Below are 19,627 nucleotides of genomic sequence, written 5' to 3' on the forward strand. Positions count from 1 at the left end.
ATATTGGGAAGTTGTAAATGAGAGCAACAGAACAAACAATTAAAATATTAACATTGAAATTGATTAAAAAAAATTAAAGCGTACGGGCAATTAGTACTACTCGACTTTACTGTTACCAGTTTTACATCTGTAGCCTATCAACGTAGTAGTCTCCTACGACCCTTAAAAGAATACTCATCTTGTGGAAGGTTTCACGCTTAGATGCTTTCAGCGTTTATCCTGGCCGGACGTAGCTACTCTGCATTGCACCTGGCGGCACAACAGATACACCAGCGGTCCGTACGACCCGGTCCTCTCGTACTAAGGTCATGTCCACGCAATATTCTAACGCCCATCACAGATAGGGACCGAACTGTCTTGCGACGTTCTGAACCCAGTTCACGTGCCACTTTAATCGGCGAACAGCCGAACCCTTGGGACCTTCTCCAGCCCCAGGATGTGACGAACCGACATCGAGGTGCCAAACCTCCCCGTCGATATGAGCTCTTGGGGGAGATCAGCCTGTTATCCCCGGAGTACCTTTTATCCTTTGAGCGATGGCCCTTCCATACAGAACCACCGGATCACTTTAGCCGGCTTTCGCCCCTGCTCGACTTGTCTGTCTCACAGTCAAGCTCCCTTATACTAATGCGCTCTGCGTACGATTACCAACCGTACTGAGGGAACCTTTGCAAGCCTCCGTTACTTTTTAGGAGGCGACCACCCCAGTCAAACTACCCACCATGCACTGTTTCCCGGTAGGGATTAGACTCTAAGCAAACAAAGGTTGGTATTTCAACGACCGCTCCACGGCACCTGGCGGCACCGCTTCAAAGCGTCCCAACTATTCTACACATTGTTTGCTCAAAATCAATGCAAAGTTGTAGTGAAGGTTCACGGGGTCTTTCCGTCCCGTGACGGGTAACCGGCATCTTCACCGATACTACAATTTCGCCGGGCTCGCGGAGGAGACAGCGTTCAACTCATTAGACCATTCGTGCAGGTCGGAACTTACCCGACAAGGAATTTCGCTACCTTAGGACCGTTATAGTTACGGCCGCCGTTTACTGGGGCTTCAGTCAGGAGCTTTGGCTTGCGCCGAACACCCTTCCTTAACCTTCCAGCACCGGGCAGGTATCAGGCTCTATACGTCATCTTACGATTTTGCAGGGCCCTGTGTTTTTGTTAAACAGTTGGTTGAACCATTTTACTGAGACCACCCAGAAGGTGGTATGCTTTATCCCGAAGTTACAGCATCAATTTGCCTAGTTCCTTCTCCGCGGCTCACCCGAGCACCTTAGGCTATTCGCCTCGACTACCTGTGTCGGTTTGCGGTACGGGCCGCTTTAGCCACACCTTAGAGGTTTTTCTCGGAGGTTTGATTAGAGTCACTATCAGCGCTGCCGAAGCTTTGCTGTACTATCAGGTTCGCCATCTCTTCCGGATTTACCTGGAAAAGATATAACTACACCCTTTAACGGGAACATCCGTTGCCCCGCGGACTTTTCACTACCTCGTCACCCCATCGGAACTAAAGCAGGTACTGGAATATTAACCAGTTTTCCATCAGCTGCGCCTTTCGGCTTTGCCTAAGGACCCGACTAACCCTGATCCGATTAACGTTGATCAGGAACCCTTAGTCTTACGGTGAAGTAGTTTTTCACTACTTTTATCGCTACTTATGCCTACATTTTCTTTTGACAACGCTCCAGCATGAGTCGCCTCACACCTTCGATGCAGATGTCAATGCTCCCCTACCACTCAACATTGCTGTTGAATTTAGAGCTTCGGTGGTATGTTTGATGCCCGATTATTTTCCGTGCAGGATCTCTCGACCAGTGAGCTGTTACGCACTCTTTAAATGAATGGCTGCTTCCAAGCCAACATCCTGGCTGTTATAGAAATCCCACCTCGTTTGATCAACTTAACATACGCTTAGGGACCTTAGCTGCTAATCTGGGTTATTTCCCTCTCGGCCACGGATCTTAGCACCCGCAGCCTCACTCCCGGAGAAATTTGCTAGCATTCGGAGTTTGTCAGGGTTTGGTAGGCGGTGAAGCCCCCTAGCCCAATCAGTAGCTCTACCTCTAGCAAACATCTATATCCGAGGCTGTTCCTAAAAACATTTCGGGGAGAACGAGCTATCTCTCAGTTTGATTGGCCTTTCACCCCTATCCACAAGTCATCCCAAAGCTTTTCAACGCTAACGGGTTCGGTCCTCCAGTGTGTGTTACCACACCTTCAACCTGCTCATGGATAGATCACAAAGTTTCGCGTCTACCCCCACTGACTAGTCGCCCTATTCGGACTCGCTTTCGCTACGGCTCCGTTACTTAAGAACTTAACCTCGCCAGTGAGGAGTAACTCGTAGGCTCATTATGCAAAAGGCACGCCGTCACCCGTTTCCAGGCTCCGACCGCTTGTAGGCGTACGGTTTCAGGTACTATTTCACTCCCTTGTTTAGGGTGCTTTTCACCTTTCCCTTACGGTACTGGTTCACTATCGGTCTCTGAGGAGTATTTAGCCTTACCAGATGGTGCTGGCAGATTCAGGCAGGATTCCTCCGGTCCCGCCGTACTCAGGATACCACGCGTCCCCAATTATTTGTGCCTACAGGACTATCACCTGCTATGGTCCAACTTTCCAGAAGGTTCGACTTGAAATTGGTTTCTAAATGTGGTCCTACAACCCCGGTGCAGCACGCTACACCGGTTTGGGCTATTCCCTTTTCGCTCGCCACTACTTGGGGAATCACTATTGTTTTCTTTTCCTCCTGGTACTTAGATGTTTCAGTTCCCAGGGTTGACTCTCCTTGCGGAGTAATACACCTTCAGTGTATTGGGTTGTCCCATTCGGAAATCTTCGGATATAACGCTTGTGTGCAGCTCCCCGAAGCTTATCGCAGCTTACCACGTCCTTCATCGTCTCTCAGAGCCAAGGCATCCACCATACGCCCTTAAGTGCTTTAAAAGAGTTATTACTATTACTCGTCATTTACAACTTAAATATTTACTACCCAATATGTCAAAGAGCTTGTTAATTTGATAATTCGAAAATGTGCCAATTTGATAATTAATACATTCCCTTTACCAAAAAAACGATGTTGATGTTAAGGTTATGAACCTTCAGACCATAATGTCACACCAATATTGAAAGAACTAAAAATTGAAAGTTAGAAGAAGCAATAACTAAAAAATCCGAGCAGTCTCTAAAAAGGAGGTATTCCAGCCGCACCTTCCGATACGGCTACCTTGTTACGACTTAGCCCCAGTCACTAGTTTTACCCTAGGCGGCTCCTTGCGGTTACCGACTTTAGGTACACCCAGCTTCCATGGCTTGACGGGCGGTGTGTGCAAGGTCCGGGAACGTATTCACCGTATCATTGCTGATATACGATTACTAGCGATTCCAGCTTCATGGAGTCGAGTTGCAGACTCCAATCTGAACTGAGAAGAGGTTTTTGGGATTAGCGCCTTGTCGCCAAGTGGCAGCCCTTTGTCCTCTCCATTGTAGCACGTGTGTAGCCCTGGGCATAAAGGCCATGATGACCTGACATCATCCCCTCCTTCCTCGCGTCTTACGACGGCAGTTTCATTAGAGTTCCCAGCTTTACCTGATGGCAACTAATGATGGGGGTTGCGCTCGTTGCGGGACTTAACCCAACACCTCACGGCACGAGCTGACGACGGCCATGCAGCACCTTACGATCTGTGTATTGCTACAAAGTGAGCTTTCACCCACGGTCAAACCGCATTCTAGCCCAGGTAAGGTTCCTCGCGTATCATCGAATTAAACCACATGCTCCACCGCTTGTGCGGACCCCCGCCAATTCCTTTGAGTTTCAACCTTGCGGTCGTACTTCCCAGGTGGGATACTTAATGCTTTCGCTCAGACACTAACAGTGTATCGCTAATGTCGAGTATCCATCGTTTAGGGCGTGGACTACCAGGGTATCTAATCCTGTTTGCTCCCCACGCTTTCGTGCCTCAGTGTCAATGATCGTGAAGTAAGCTGCCTTCGCAATTGGTGTTCTATGTCATATCTAAGCATTTCACCGCTACATGACATATTCCGCTTACCTACGCGATATTCAAGATCGATAGTATCAACGGCAGTTTCCAAGTTAAGCTCGGAGATTTCACCACTGACTTACCAACCCACCTACGCACCCTTTAAACCCAGTGAATCCGGATAACGCTTGCACCCTCCGTATTACCGCGGCTGCTGGCACGGAGTTAGCCGGTGCTTATTCATCTGGTACCGTCAACCACAGTAGAAACCGTGGGTTTCTTCCCAGATAAAAGAAGTTTACAATCCAGAGGACCTTCATCCTCCACGCGGCATGGCTGGTTCAGACTTGCGTCCATTGACCAATATTCCTTACTGCTGCCTCCCGTAGGAGTCGGGCCCGTGTCTCAGTGCCCGTGTGACTGGTCGTGCTCTCACACCAGTTACTGATCGAAGGCTTGGTGGGCCGTTACCCCGCCAACTACCTAATCAGGCGCACGCCCATCTTCAAGCGCCGGAGCTATAAGTGTAAGATGATGCCATCTCACAGTATTACGGGGTATTAATCCGGGTTTCCCCGGGCTATTCCCCACTTGAAGGAAGGTTGCGTACGTGTTCCGCACCCGTTTGCCGGTCGCCACCCATGTATTGCTACACTGTGCTGCCCCACGACTTGCATGTATTAAGCCTGCCGCTAGCGTTCATCCTGAGCCAGGATCAAACTCTCCATTGTAAATGAGTTTTTGACCTAGCTAATTTTCTCTTGGAAAATTAACGTTTGATCTAATAATGATTTCGCTTCAGATTTACCATAAATCTTACAATCTATGTGCTATTGCTTCCAAACTTTCAAAGATCTTTTCGACATCTACCAGAAGTTTCCTTCCCTTTTTGTCGCCCCGTTTTCGTTGGGGTTGCAAAGGTATCAGTCTTTTTATTACTAACAAACTTTTTCTCTACTTTTTTCGCAAGTTTTTCTCTCCCTTTCTCCCTCTCTTTCACTTACTTACTCGCGTGTCTGACTTGACTTTTTCGAAGAACTTTTGCCCTGTTTTTTAGAGCGGGCTGCAAAGGTAGGGGGCCGCTATTGTTTCACCAAATTTATTCTTTACTTTTTCAAAGATTAACTCCAGGAATCAGTGGGGAACATATTTAGAAGAACTTGTTTGCCGAAGAACCGTATCGGTTAAGATGGCTGTTTTTCGAGCAGTGTGTATCCGGTAAGGGATGTAGTGTTGCAGGTCTTTGTGTGTGTTTGGTTAGAGCCTGGTGCCTGCGATAAGGAACTGATGCTTGCCTTGTAAGGGGCGAAGAGCAGTGATTAAGGTTAATGAATAAGGTAGGCTCTCATAAATAGCAAAACCCCTTACAAGTGAATGCAAGGGGTTTTGTAATAAATATGGCAGCTACCTACTCTCCCGCATTGTGGTGCAGTACCATCGGCCATGAGGGGCTTAACTACTCTGTTCGGTATGGGAAGAGGTGAACACCCTCGGTATAACCACCATAAGAAGTTAATACCGGATTTTATCCAGTCAATAAGATTACATATTGGGAAGTTGTAAATGAGAGCAACAGAACAAACAATTAAAATATTAACATTGAAATTGATTAAAAAAAATTAAAGCGTACGGGCAATTAGTACTACTCGACTTTACTGTTACCAGTTTTACATCTGTAGCCTATCAACGTAGTAGTCTCCTACGACCCTTAAAAGAATACTCATCTTGTGGAAGGTTTCACGCTTAGATGCTTTCAGCGTTTATCCTGGCCGGACGTAGCTACTCTGCATTGCACCTGGCGGCACAACAGATACACCAGCGGTCCGTACGACCCGGTCCTCTCGTACTAAGGTCATGTCCACGCAATATTCTAACGCCCATCACAGATAGGGACCGAACTGTCTTGCGACGTTCTGAACCCAGTTCACGTGCCACTTTAATCGGCGAACAGCCGAACCCTTGGGACCTTCTCCAGCCCCAGGATGTGACGAACCGACATCGAGGTGCCAAACCTCCCCGTCGATATGAGCTCTTGGGGGAGATCAGCCTGTTATCCCCGGAGTACCTTTTATCCTTTGAGCGATGGCCCTTCCATACAGAACCACCGGATCACTTTAGCCGGCTTTCGCCCCTGCTCGACTTGTCTGTCTCACAGTCAAGCTCCCTTATACTAATGCGCTCTGCGTACGATTACCAACCGTACTGAGGGAACCTTTGCAAGCCTCCGTTACTTTTTAGGAGGCGACCACCCCAGTCAAACTACCCACCATGCACTGTTTCCCGGTAGGGATTAGACTCTAAGCAAACAAAGGTTGGTATTTCAACGACCGCTCCACGGCACCTGGCGGCACCGCTTCAAAGCGTCCCAACTATTCTACACATTGTTTGCTCAAAATCAATGCAAAGTTGTAGTGAAGGTTCACGGGGTCTTTCCGTCCCGTGACGGGTAACCGGCATCTTCACCGATACTACAATTTCGCCGGGCTCGCGGAGGAGACAGCGTTCAACTCATTAGACCATTCGTGCAGGTCGGAACTTACCCGACAAGGAATTTCGCTACCTTAGGACCGTTATAGTTACGGCCGCCGTTTACTGGGGCTTCAGTCAGGAGCTTTGGCTTGCGCCGAACACCCTTCCTTAACCTTCCAGCACCGGGCAGGTATCAGGCTCTATACGTCATCTTACGATTTTGCAGGGCCCTGTGTTTTTGTTAAACAGTTGGTTGAACCATTTTACTGAGACCACCCAGAAGGTGGTATGCTTTATCCCGAAGTTACAGCATCAATTTGCCTAGTTCCTTCTCCGCGGCTCACCCGAGCACCTTAGGCTATTCGCCTCGACTACCTGTGTCGGTTTGCGGTACGGGCCGCTTTAGCCACACCTTAGAGGTTTTTCTCGGAGGTTTGATTAGAGTCACTATCAGCGCTGCCGAAGCTTTGCTGTACTATCAGGTTCGCCATCTCTTCCGGATTTACCTGGAAAAGATATAACTACACCCTTTAACGGGAACATCCGTTGCCCCGCGGACTTTTCACTACCTCGTCACCCCATCGGAACTAAAGCAGGTACTGGAATATTAACCAGTTTTCCATCAGCTGCGCCTTTCGGCTTTGCCTAAGGACCCGACTAACCCTGATCCGATTAACGTTGATCAGGAACCCTTAGTCTTACGGTGAAGTAGTTTTTCACTACTTTTATCGCTACTTATGCCTACATTTTCTTTTGACAACGCTCCAGCATGAGTCGCCTCACACCTTCGATGCAGATGTCAATGCTCCCCTACCACTCAACATTGCTGTTGAATTTAGAGCTTCGGTGGTATGTTTGATGCCCGATTATTTTCCGTGCAGGATCTCTCGACCAGTGAGCTGTTACGCACTCTTTAAATGAATGGCTGCTTCCAAGCCAACATCCTGGCTGTTATAGAAATCCCACCTCGTTTGATCAACTTAACATACGCTTAGGGACCTTAGCTGCTAATCTGGGTTATTTCCCTCTCGGCCACGGATCTTAGCACCCGCAGCCTCACTCCCGGAGAAATTTGCTAGCATTCGGAGTTTGTCAGGGTTTGGTAGGCGGTGAAGCCCCCTAGCCCAATCAGTAGCTCTACCTCTAGCAAACATCTATATCCGAGGCTGTTCCTAAAAACATTTCGGGGAGAACGAGCTATCTCTCAGTTTGATTGGCCTTTCACCCCTATCCACAAGTCATCCCAAAGCTTTTCAACGCTAACGGGTTCGGTCCTCCAGTGTGTGTTACCACACCTTCAACCTGCTCATGGATAGATCACAAAGTTTCGCGTCTACCCCCACTGACTAGTCGCCCTATTCGGACTCGCTTTCGCTACGGCTCCGTTACTTAAGAACTTAACCTCGCCAGTGAGGAGTAACTCGTAGGCTCATTATGCAAAAGGCACGCCGTCACCCGTTTCCAGGCTCCGACCGCTTGTAGGCGTACGGTTTCAGGTACTATTTCACTCCCTTGTTTAGGGTGCTTTTCACCTTTCCCTTACGGTACTGGTTCACTATCGGTCTCTGAGGAGTATTTAGCCTTACCAGATGGTGCTGGCAGATTCAGGCAGGATTCCTCCGGTCCCGCCGTACTCAGGATACCACGCGTCCCCAATTATTTGTGCCTACAGGACTATCACCTGCTATGGTCCAACTTTCCAGAAGGTTCGACTTGAAATTGGTTTCTAAATGTGGTCCTACAACCCCGGTGCAGCACGCTACACCGGTTTGGGCTATTCCCTTTTCGCTCGCCACTACTTGGGGAATCACTATTGTTTTCTTTTCCTCCTGGTACTTAGATGTTTCAGTTCCCAGGGTTGACTCTCCTTGCGGAGTAATACACCTTCAGTGTATTGGGTTGTCCCATTCGGAAATCTTCGGATATAACGCTTGTGTGCAGCTCCCCGAAGCTTATCGCAGCTTACCACGTCCTTCATCGTCTCTCAGAGCCAAGGCATCCACCATACGCCCTTAAGTGCTTTAAAAGAGTTATTACTATTACTCGTCATTTACAACTTAAATATTTACTACCCAATATGTCAAAGAGCTTGTTAATTTGATAATTCGAAAATGTGCCAATTTGATAATTAATACATTCCCTTTACCAAAAAAACGATGTTGATGTTAAGGTTATGAACCTTCAGACCATAATGTCACACCAATATTGAAAGAACTAATTGTAATACTTAAAAACTGTGGAGGATACCGGAGTCGAACCGATGACCCTCCCGACTGTAAGCCGGGATGCATCTATCCAACTGAGCTAACCACCCTACTGTGTTATGTGGAGGATATCGGAGTCGAACCGATGACCCTCTGCGTGCAAGGCAGATGCTCTAGCCAACTGAGCTAACCCCCCAGTAGTTAATTTAGTAGACCCGAGCAGATTTGAACTGCTGACCCCTACATTATCAGTGTAGTGCTCTAACCAGGCTGAGCTACGGATCTAGGTAGCACCTCTATTCGGGTTACTATTGAAAGAACTTAATGTTTGTGATAAAAATTGAAAGTTAGAAGAAGCAATAACTAAAAAATCCGAGCAGTCTCTAAAAAGGAGGTATTCCAGCCGCACCTTCCGATACGGCTACCTTGTTACGACTTAGCCCCAGTCACTAGTTTTACCCTAGGCGGCTCCTTGCGGTTACCGACTTTAGGTACACCCAGCTTCCATGGCTTGACGGGCGGTGTGTGCAAGGTCCGGGAACGTATTCACCGTATCATTGCTGATATACGATTACTAGCGATTCCAGCTTCATGGAGTCGAGTTGCAGACTCCAATCTGAACTGAGAAGAGGTTTTTGGGATTAGCGCCTTGTCGCCAAGTGGCAGCCCTTTGTCCTCTCCATTGTAGCACGTGTGTAGCCCTGGGCATAAAGGCCATGATGACCTGACATCATCCCCTCCTTCCTCGCGTCTTACGACGGCAGTTTCATTAGAGTTCCCAGCTTTACCTGATGGCAACTAATGATGGGGGTTGCGCTCGTTGCGGGACTTAACCCAACACCTCACGGCACGAGCTGACGACGGCCATGCAGCACCTTACGATCTGTGTATTGCTACAAAGTGAGCTTTCACCCACGGTCAAACCGCATTCTAGCCCAGGTAAGGTTCCTCGCGTATCATCGAATTAAACCACATGCTCCACCGCTTGTGCGGACCCCCGCCAATTCCTTTGAGTTTCAACCTTGCGGTCGTACTTCCCAGGTGGGATACTTAATGCTTTCGCTCAGACACTAACAGTGTATCGCTAATGTCGAGTATCCATCGTTTAGGGCGTGGACTACCAGGGTATCTAATCCTGTTTGCTCCCCACGCTTTCGTGCCTCAGTGTCAATGATCGTGAAGTAAGCTGCCTTCGCAATTGGTGTTCTATGTCATATCTAAGCATTTCACCGCTACATGACATATTCCGCTTACCTACGCGATATTCAAGATCGATAGTATCAACGGCAGTTTCCAAGTTAAGCTCGGAGATTTCACCACTGACTTACCAACCCACCTACGCACCCTTTAAACCCAGTGAATCCGGATAACGCTTGCACCCTCCGTATTACCGCGGCTGCTGGCACGGAGTTAGCCGGTGCTTATTCATCTGGTACCGTCAACCACAGTAGAAACCGTGGGTTTCTTCCCAGATAAAAGAAGTTTACAATCCAGAGGACCTTCATCCTCCACGCGGCATGGCTGGTTCAGACTTGCGTCCATTGACCAATATTCCTTACTGCTGCCTCCCGTAGGAGTCGGGCCCGTGTCTCAGTGCCCGTGTGACTGGTCGTGCTCTCACACCAGTTACTGATCGAAGGCTTGGTGGGCCGTTACCCCGCCAACTACCTAATCAGGCGCACGCCCATCTTCAAGCGCCGGAGCTATAAGTGTAAGATGATGCCATCTCACAGTATTACGGGGTATTAATCCGGGTTTCCCCGGGCTATTCCCCACTTGAAGGAAGGTTGCGTACGTGTTCCGCACCCGTTTGCCGGTCGCCACCCATGTATTGCTACACTGTGCTGCCCCACGACTTGCATGTATTAAGCCTGCCGCTAGCGTTCATCCTGAGCCAGGATCAAACTCTCCATTGTAAATGAGTTTTTGACCTAGCTAATTTTCTCTTGGAAAATTAACGTTTGATCTAATAATGATTTCGCTTCAGATTTACCATAAATCTTACAATCTATGTGCTATTGCTTCCAAACTTTCAAAGATCTTTTCGACATCTACCAGAAGTTTCCTTCCCTTTTTGTCGCCCCGTTTTCGTTGGGGTTGCAAAGGTATCAGTCTTTTTATTACTAACAAACTTTTTCTCTACTTTTTTCGCAAGTTTTTCTCTCCCTTTCTCCTTCTCTTTCACTTACTTACTCGCGTGTCTGACTTGACTTTTTCGAAGAACTTTTGCCCTGTTTTTTAGAGCGGGCTGCAAAGATAAGAGGCTTACTATTCACCACCAAATTTTTTCTCACTTTTTCTTTTTCCTTTTATCCTGCAACTTATTAGTAATCAAAGAGCTAAGTGACAAATTCCGCTTGGCAGTGATCTTCTTTTCGCTTCCGTTTCTGTACCTCTTTTTTTCCTAAGCGGGCCGCAAAGATAGGGGGGATCGCAAGCTCATTCCAAATCTTTTTGAAAGAAGTTTTGACCTGCTTTTTGAAAGTGGCTATGGGAGCGGATTTGAGGGCAAAAGTTTTTTCAGGAAGGGAGTAGAAATAACAATGAATTAATCGGATCTGAGCCGATTTGGAGGATCGATGAAGGGTTGGAGCACAGGAAGTTGATAGCTTCTTGCGGAGGCTGGTTATTTGTTATTCGTGTGTGCTGTGTTATAAAAGCGGGGATTACTGACTGGCAGTTGTTGGTTATTGGTTTTAAGTGATGGGCAATGGTTAGAGGTCCAGGTTTGATGAGCTCTTCATCCGCCAGGAGAAGGGCGCTATGTATGAACGGGGAAATTGATATTTAAGTATTTAGTCCTGGCTCTTTTCTGTAAAATAGCCATCGGGGTATTCTACTTTCACCAGGAAGAGACCATGGCCGGGCACGGAAAAATCGGCCTCACTGCAATCCAATGCTTCTATCACCTTCCGGAAACCGGGGAGGCTGAGCTTGCCACGCCCCACCTGCAGCATCGTACCTACGAGGCCGCGCACCATTCCCCGGAGGAAACGATTGGCTTTTACCCTGTATACGGTGAGGCCCCCCTCCCGCTCCACCCACTCGCTGTGCAGGATGGTACAATTGTGGGTCCTTACCTGGGAGTTGCGCTTGGCAAAACTGGTGAAGTCGGTATACTCCATGATCATGCCAGCCGCAGCCTGCATGGCAGGCAGATCGAGGGTGAAGGGAAAGAAATAAGCCCTGTCGTTGAGAAAAGGGGCTTTGGACTGGTAGATGAAGTATTCATATTCCCTGGCCAGGGCATCGAACCGACAATGGGCATCTTCCTTTACAGGCACCAGCCGGTTTACAGCAATATCGGGCGGCAGCATGGCATTGAGGTTGTACACCACCTTCTGCGGGATATTGATCTCCATGTCGAAATGAAAGTAGTTCTGCCGGGCATGAACGCCTGAATCGGTACGGGAGGAGCCGGTCAGGGAAACGGGCTGCCGGAAAAGGGTGGCCAATACTTTCTCTACCTCATATTGTATAGTAGTAGCATTGTCCTGCACCTGGAAACCGGCATAACGGGCGCCTTTATAACTGACCTCAAGGAAGTAACGATTCATGGCGCGAAAATAAGCATTACATCCGCACCAGTGATTTGAACCGGGCTATGTACAGCTCATCGGTAAAGAGATCCAGGAGCTGGCGGAAATTGCCGGTATCGGATACAAACGGGTAGGCGGCATCAAAAAACTTAAAGCGGGACTCATCATTGGGGAATAGCTCGGAAAGACCGCGGATATACCGGGTAACAAAGCATTTGGTCTTGAAGACCTTTTTAGCAGCGGTAATCTTATCGTCTACATTCCCTGCGCTGAGCATCTTCACCCGCAGTTTATCGACATCAAATTCGGAGGCAAAATTGGTGCAATCGGAATTCATGAGGAGCAAGGGCTTTTTGGCAGTGGCCTGGTCTGCCTTTGCGGAGTCCGTTTTCTCAGCAACGGGATCGGCTTTTACGATTGCTACTACTGGCGTGGTATCGGGCATGGTCTTCGTTTCGACGGTTTTTGCGGTATTCTTAGCAGCGGAATCAGCCGCAGTAACAACAGGCGTTACGGGGGCAGCAGCCACAGCCGCCACGGTGTCGGGCGTAATTTTGGCCACGGCGGTTTCCTTTTTTTCTACCGGATCTTTGGCAGCAGGCAACTCCTTTTGAGCTACGGCTGTATCGGGCGTCAGAGGACCAGTTTTGATGGAATCGACTTTAGCCGGGGCGGCAATCACCTGCTCGGTTCTGGCCAGGCCAGCATTTTTGTCAAAGTCGATCATGATAGATACGGTATCGGTGCCGGCGGCGGTGCTATCATAATAAATGAATCCCTTTCCTTTATCGTTTCCCCATTCCTGCACCTGTACAACTACAGACAAGGGAGCCGCTGTTTTATTTTCGGTAGCTGCCACCAGGCTGCTATCGTGGGCCTGTGTGGAATCCTTAGGTGATCCTGTCTTATTGGTGGATGCTATGGCCTGGGTAGCGGGAAGGCTGTCGGAGTCTTTGGCAGGCGCGATCACCAGGGAGGAATCGGTTTTTACAGGTTGCTCCTTCACGACTGCAGTGGTATCGGTGCTGGCTGCCGCTACAGCGGCAGGCTTGGGCAGATCGGCTTTGGCGACAGACCTGTACAGGACGGAGGAATCATTTACCAGGCCCGACATGAGGGTGGCAAAGGCGCCGGTTTTGCGCTCTCCCAGGGGGGCCATGGTATTCTTCACAACATAGTCCTGCCGGGGCTTTACCATTTCCGATGTTTGCGCATTGAATAGTGTCCATCCCGATCCGGAGGTATATTTTAACTGGTAATCGAGGTCTTTTTTATTGAAGGAGATGACAAAAGCCTGTTCCGGGAACTGATTTTTGGGAAATCCAACCACCAGGCTATAGGTAGAATCCTTGAGCCGGGAAATAACAAGGTGCCCAATGGCGGATGAACTGTATGTTTTCTCCTCCAGGCGGACATAAAAGGGCTGTTGGTTATCGGCCCACAGGAAAATAAAATACTCCTGCTGCGCCTTTGCGATGGAGCAGGTGAGGGTTAACAAGCTAATAACAAAAGCAATACGCTTCATGTAGGTGTAAGTTACTTATTAAGACAAATCTAGCTATTTGATGGTTGTCAACAGCCACTTGTACCTTTTTTTGCAAATATTAAGGATAGGCGAACTTATCTTTACGGCACTTAAATTTGATTTCATGAAGAAGCTATTATTTGGAATGTTGACTTTGCTAACCTTTGAAACCCTATGGTCACAGCCACATGAGGCAGCCCAGGATACGACCTGGAAAAAGCTATACCGGGAAAGTGCACCGATGATCAATGACCTGGTACACACGAAAATTGATGCCCGGTTCGACTATTCTCAATCATACCTGAACGGTAAGGCCTGGATAACGCTGAAACCACACTTTTATGCTACGGATTCGCTGGCATTGGATGCAAAAGGAATGGAGATCAAAAAGGTAGCGATTGTAAAAGGCACTGCTACCACGCCGCTGAAATACGATTACGATGGATGGGTACTGAATGTGAAGCTCGACAAATCCTATAAAGGTGGAGAAAAGTACACAGTATATATTGAATATACAGCCAAACCCAACGAACTGGAAGTAAAGGGCAGTGCTGCGATCACAGATGCCAAGGGATTGTATTTCATCAACCCCAAAGGAGAGGAAAAGGACAAGCCTACACAAATATGGACACAAGGTGAAACAGAAGCTACTTCTGTATGGGTACCCACTATCGACAGGCCCAATCAGAAAGCCACGCAGGAAACGATTATGACGGTGCCTGAAAAGTATGTAACGCTGTCGAATGGTAAACTGGTATCTCAAAAGAAAAATACGGACGGAACACGCACGGATACCTGGAATATGGACCTGCCACACGCTCCTTACCTGTTCTTTATGGGGGTAGGTGATTATGCGGTGATCAAGGATACGTATAAAGGCAAAGAGGTTAATTATTATGTAGAGAAGGAATATGCACCGGTAGCCAAAAAGATATTTGGACATACGCCGGAGATGATGGGTTTCTTTTCAAAGATCACAGGGGTAGAGTATCCCTGGGTGAAGTATTCACAGATCGTAGGCCGCGACTATGTAAGCGGCGCTATGGAAAATACGACGGCTACGCTGCACCAGGAAAGTGCGCAACAAGATGCGCGTGAACTGGTGGACGGCAATGGCTGGGAAAGCACTATTGCGCACGAACTGTTTCACCAATGGTTTGGCGACTATGTAACATCTGAGAGCTGGAGCAACCTGACGCTGAACGAATCTTTCGCTAATTATAGTGAAACGCTGTGGGATGAATATAAATATGGTAAAGATGCGGGGGATGCGCAGAACTATACTGATATGACGGGTTACCTGCAAAGCGGCAGTGATAAGAAAGACCTGGTACGTTTCTATTATACGGACAAGGAAGCGATGTTTGATGCGGTGAGCTATAATAAAGGTGGCCGCATTTTGCATATGCTGCGCAGCTATGTTGGGGACAGCGCCTTCTTTAAAGCGCTGAACCTGTACCTGACCACCAATAAGTTCAAAGCAGCTGAAGCGCATCACCTGCGCCTGGCTTTTGAAGAAGTAACGGGTAAGGACCTGAACTGGTTCTGGAACCAATGGTATTATGGATCGGGCCATCCCAAACTGGCAATTGATTATGTGTATGATGATGCCGCCAAAAAGGTGCAAGTGATCGTGAAGCAAACGCAGTCTGGCGACAAGGTATTCAAACTGCCGATCGCTATTGATATCTATAATGGCGCCACCAAGGTGCGTAATAAGGTATGGATAGAGAATAAGGTTGATACTTTCACCTTTAGCTATACCAGCAAACCAGACCTGGTGAATGTAGACGGAGACAAAACGCTGCTGGCAGAAAAGAAAGACAGCAAGACGATGGACAATTATGTACACCAGTACAAATACGCCGGCCAGTACCTGGATCGCCGGGAAGCGGTGGAGTATGCTTCGCAGAATCAAACAGACCCCAAAGCCATCGCTTTGTTGACCGAGGCATTGAAGGATAAATACTATGGTATCCGCGGTCTGGCGCTGAATCGCCTGAACCTAAAAAACCAGGGTAATAAGAAAGAGTTTGAGCCGCTGATCGCTGCTATTGCCAAAAATGACCCCAAATCAACTGTACGGGCTACTGCCTTGACGGCTTTGTCCAATTATGAGACTCCTGCCTATAAGGAGCTGTTTATAAAAAGTGTAAATGATTCTTCCTATACGGTAGCAGGTAATGCACTGGAAGCGCTGGCCAAAATAGACAGTGCAGCTGCTTTCACGGAAGCCAAGCGTCTTGCCACACAACCCACCAAGGGAGCCCTGGTAGGCGCAGTGATGAAAACGATGATCAAATCGGGTGATGAAGGCAGCTTCAGCACGATCGCAAAAGCTGTGGGTGATATGCCTTTGTCGCAAGCTAAATTTAACCTGTTGCCTTCTTTCAGCGATTTCCTGGCGAAGGTGAGCAATACGGATAACCTGAAGAAAGGTGTTGACATCATTGTAGACTTCCGCGAGCAAACGAAGAACTTTGGCCTGGAACCAGTGGTGAATGGCTGGCTGAAAGGTATCGTTACCAAAAAAGAAGCGGCTAAAGCTATTGCTGCTGACAAATCATCCCTGCAGGCGCAGATCGATTATGTGAAGGAGAAACTGGGTGGAGAGAAAGCGGGATTTTAAGCATTACTGATAATTAATTATTGATTATTGGGTCGCTGAGTTTTCAGCGACCCTTTTTTATGTCTGTATTATCGCTCGTTGATGAGTTGCAGGGCTTTGTTAAGCAGCAGGTCTTCTCCGGTCAATATCTCTTTCATGGTTGGGTAAATGGGCTTATCGATCCTCACCCCTACCCGCTGGGCCTGGCCGCCATCGGGATAAAAGATAGCATTGCCGGTGAAGGGGATGGCATAATTGCCGGGAAGGTTCATTTTCTTATAATCTCCGTCGGCCCCGGCGGTCTGCTGGCCAATGGTAATGCTGTTGGGAAACAGTTTTTGCAGGTTCATGGTATGCCACTCGCTCATGCTGCGGGTAACAGGGTTGACGATGATGAACACTTTTCCTTTGTAGGGAAAGTTTTCGGGAGTTACGCCAGGCGGAAAATAATCGTTGGTATGCTTCAGGGGAGTATAGGTGCCCGCGTATTGCTTGTTAACCTCATAATACCAGCCATAGATATTGGTTTTTTTCCCAAACTTCTTATACAGATAGGTAAAGGCAAATCCGGGCCAGTCGGGGTAATCGCGCATATCGAAGATGAGGGCCTTGCTTTGGGCCATCAGGGCAAGGAGGGAATCCATGACGGCATCCACGCGCTCATCAGGAACATGTTCTATAAAACGAAAGGTATTGTTGATGTTGAAGTAAACAACGCCGCTATCGAGATAGGTGAACTGGTCATCCTGCCTTTTGAGGCTGGGTTTGGCATTGAAATATTTGCCAAGCCGGCGCACGAGGGCGGTATCCCTGGCTTGAAAGAGGGTCAATTCGGATGAGCTAGTCCTGCCTGCCCTATCCACCTGGATGGAGATGGATGGTTTGTCGGCTGCAAAGAGAAAATTGTCACTATATTTTCCGAGGCGATACCAGAGCACGTTGGTATTGGATGCGGACAGGAGTCGTGATAGCTCCCTGATCTTTTCCGCAATGCTGATACCATCGAGGGAGGTGATCAGGTCGCCTTTTTGAATACCTGCTCTACTGCAAAGCTCCTCGATGATGATGCCTGTAACGAGGATCTTATTGTCGAAAAGCTGGTATTCGAATGGTGGATAGAAAGTATTCCTGAATATACGCCTCCTGTTCTTCATGTCTTCATTGAAATACCAGGCATGGGTATCATTGAAGGTGGCTGTAATATTGAGCAGGAGTTTCTCGTATTGTAAGCGGGAATCGCAATTGGTAAATAAGGTAATGAAGTGCAGGAGAACGGTATTCCAATTGCTGTCCATGATATACTTATGGGGGAAGAGGTAGTCAACGGCGCCTTGTATTTTGGCCAATGCCAGCATCCGGTATTCATAGGGGATGTTGAGGGTATCGGCAAACGGGTAAGCGGGTTCATGGGGAACATCGGTAGTATAGTTTTTTTCGGGCAGGTAATAATGGCCGGTATCGGTGTAGCGGTGAATGAAAACCTGCCGGAACTGCTTTTTTATGGCGGGAGTAAGGAAGGGATCGCTGGTGCACCAGGCGGTGTCCAGGTTCTGCTTCATTATTTTTTCTGGTGAGAGAGACAATGAGCTGGCGGCATCTACCGAAGGGAGTTTGGGTAGTGCGCCGGTCATCTGGTGCAGTACTTTGTTAAAGCTCTTGTTGTCTTTGGCCTTACTGAGGAGGGGCCAATAGCAGAGAAAAAAGGAATCGGCCTGCACTTTACCGGTGGCTATGCCGGGATGGTAATATTTGAGGTAGTTCCAGGTCTTGAAGAAATAGTACTTTTTCTTTGTTTCGAAATCGGATTGACTGAAAAGACTGGTTGCAAACAATAAACAGCAGGATACGAGCAGGATGGTACGCATAGTTGTGGTCAGGTGCTTTTTTTAAGCGTGGTAAAGATAAATGGCCCTTACCGGTGAAGCAAGGGCCATTGAGTATATTGATTGGCAATTTGTATTATCGGGACTGGAAATGTTACCAGCTTCCGCTGGCGCCGCCTCCGCCACTGCTTCCGCCGCCGAAGCCGCCAAAGCCACCACCTCCACCGCCGGACCAGCCTCCTCCTCCTCCGCCGCCACCGCCTCTTCCGCCACCCAGCAAGCTGCCGATGATAAAAGGGGTCAGTACATCTCCATAACCCCTGCGGCTCATGTAGCCACCGCCTCCCCCACCGCCGCCACGACCGCGACCTGCAAAGATGGCAATGATGATGATGATCACAATGCCACCAATGATATTACCGAATCCGTTGCCTTTGGATTTGCGTTTGCCATAACCGTCCGGTGCTTTGTATTCGCCCTGGGCGGCCTGTATGAGTGATTGGGTGGCTTTGTCCAATCCCTCATAATAATCGCCGGACCGGAAATTAGGAGCAATATCATTGCGGATGATCTGATTGGCGGTGATATCGGGTATGGCGCCTTCCAGGCCATACCCCACTTCTATGCGGATCTGCTTGTCGTCGATTGCAGCGAGGATAAGTACACCATTATTGGTTTTCTTATTGCCGATGCCCCAGCTACGATAGATGGACAATGCCGTTTCCTCAATTGGCCTGCCGTCGAGGGTCTTAACCAATACAATAGCGATCTGGGTGGAAGTACTATCATCATATGCTACGAGCTTACGTTCCAATTGCTGGGCAGCAGCTGGATCCAATAGGCCGGCATGATCATTAACAAGTTTTGTGGGCTTGTTTTTGATGATGTCATCAATGTTCTGACCATAGGTGACTACGGATAACAGTACAAAGAATATAGCTACCAGTCTTTTCATCCGTTCGTTGTTATTTTATATTGGCCGGTTGTTCTGTGATCAGCTTCAGCTTCCGAAAATGATCTCATCCGGTAGTTCATTTTTATCTGTTTCCCGGTTGAAGGGGAAGTGAAACTGTAAGGCAATACCCACATCTTTGACCACCTGTGTCACCGCATCTGCATAATGGTTTTGGGCAAAGTGCCTTTTCATTGCCTGCACTTCCTTATTCCAGAACTCATTGCCTACTTTTTCATGTATCGCCTGGTCGGCAAAAACTGCAAACTGGTGATCGCGCACAGCTACATACACGAGTACGGCATTGCGATCCTGGGTATAATCCATCTTCAGGTTCCAGAACAGTTCTGCTGCCCTATCGAGGGGATCCACAAAGCGGCAACGGCTTTCTATGAATACGCGAACTTCACCACTGGTGGTCAGTTCTGCCTCCTGAATAGCCTTAACAACCTGCTTCTTTTCTTCTTCGGAGAAGAATTCGCTTTTTCGGGTGAATGGAAAAAGTGCCATGAGGGTAT

Annotated in this window: 6 protein-coding genes, 2 tRNA genes and 5 rRNA genes; 1 reads left to right on the plus strand and 12 read right to left on the minus strand. The window is 48.2% G+C overall.

The genetic code is table 11. The features are described from left to right. Nucleotides 1-70: 70 nt before the first annotated feature. The 9 genes from D3H65_RS18545 to D3H65_RS18590 all read right to left on the minus strand — a co-directional run bounded on the left by D3H65_RS18545 (nucleotide 71) and on the right by D3H65_RS18590 (nucleotide 13,726). Nucleotides 71-2,949: ribosomal RNA gene (locus D3H65_RS18545) — 23S ribosomal RNA — on the minus strand. Nucleotides 2,950-3,191: 242 nt separating this feature from the next. Continuing rightward, nucleotides 3,192-4,720 (minus strand): 16S ribosomal RNA (locus tag D3H65_RS18550). Between the two features lie 664 nt (nucleotides 4,721-5,384). Further along, a 5S ribosomal RNA gene (gene rrf / locus D3H65_RS18555) occupies nucleotides 5,385-5,496 on the minus strand. Between the two features lie 109 nt (nucleotides 5,497-5,605). Next, nucleotides 5,606-8,484: ribosomal RNA gene (locus D3H65_RS18560) — 23S ribosomal RNA — on the minus strand. Nucleotides 8,485-8,784: 300 nt separating this feature from the next. Beyond that, a tRNA-Ala gene (locus tag D3H65_RS18570) sits at nucleotides 8,785-8,858 on the minus strand. 14 nt (nucleotides 8,859-8,872) lie between these two features. Beyond that, nucleotides 8,873-8,947: transfer RNA gene (locus tag D3H65_RS18575), tRNA-Ile, on the minus strand. Between the two features lie 102 nt (nucleotides 8,948-9,049). Next, nucleotides 9,050-10,578, minus strand: a 16S ribosomal RNA gene (locus D3H65_RS18580). The 16S, 23S and 5S rRNA genes sit together here with 2 tRNA genes alongside, the layout of an rRNA operon. Nucleotides 10,579-11,457: 879 nt before the next feature. Further along, nucleotides 11,458-12,219 carry a tRNA pseudouridine(38-40) synthase TruA gene (gene truA, locus D3H65_RS18585; protein ID WP_119051744.1) on the minus strand — a complete coding sequence of 254 codons (762 nt, stop codon included), beginning with the start codon at nucleotides 12,217-12,219 and terminating at the stop codon, nucleotides 11,458-11,460. Nucleotides 12,220-12,235: 16 nt separating this feature from the next. Next, nucleotides 12,236-13,726: a DUF4476 domain-containing protein gene (locus D3H65_RS18590; protein ID WP_119051745.1), complete on the minus strand. Its 1,491-nt coding sequence runs from the start codon at nucleotides 13,724-13,726 to the stop codon at nucleotides 12,236-12,238. 124 nt (nucleotides 13,727-13,850) lie between these two features. On the opposite strand from D3H65_RS18590, the gene D3H65_RS18595 reads away from it, so the two are divergent. Beyond that, a complete protein-coding gene (locus tag D3H65_RS18595) occupies nucleotides 13,851-16,355 on the plus strand; it encodes a M1 family aminopeptidase (RefSeq protein ID WP_119054564.1) in 2,505 nt (834 codons plus the stop codon). 68 nt (nucleotides 16,356-16,423) lie between these two features. Here D3H65_RS18595 and D3H65_RS18600 read toward each other — a convergent pair whose 3' ends face one another. The 3 genes from D3H65_RS18600 to D3H65_RS18610 all read right to left on the minus strand — a co-directional run bounded on the left by D3H65_RS18600 (nucleotide 16,424) and on the right by D3H65_RS18610 (nucleotide 19,619). After that, entirely contained in the window at nucleotides 16,424-18,199 is a 1,776-nt protein-coding gene (locus D3H65_RS18600) for a S41 family peptidase (RefSeq protein ID WP_119051746.1), read from the minus strand. A 112-nt stretch (nucleotides 18,200-18,311) separates the two neighbouring features. Next, the gene (locus D3H65_RS18605; RefSeq protein WP_119051747.1) at nucleotides 18,312-19,112 is read right to left on the minus strand and encodes a TPM domain-containing protein; all 801 of its coding nucleotides are present in this window, start codon (nucleotides 19,110-19,112) and stop codon (nucleotides 18,312-18,314) included. A 45-nt stretch (nucleotides 19,113-19,157) separates the two neighbouring features. Continuing rightward, nucleotides 19,158-19,619 carry a TPM domain-containing protein gene (locus D3H65_RS18610; RefSeq protein WP_119051748.1) on the minus strand — a complete coding sequence of 154 codons (462 nt, stop codon included), beginning with the start codon at nucleotides 19,617-19,619 and terminating at the stop codon, nucleotides 19,158-19,160. Nucleotides 19,620-19,627: the final 8 nt, after the last annotated feature.

The sequence above is a fragment of the Paraflavitalea soli genome, from assembly GCF_003555545.1.
In the GTDB taxonomy this organism is placed as follows: Bacteria; Bacteroidota; Bacteroidia; order Chitinophagales; family Chitinophagaceae; genus Paraflavitalea; species Paraflavitalea soli.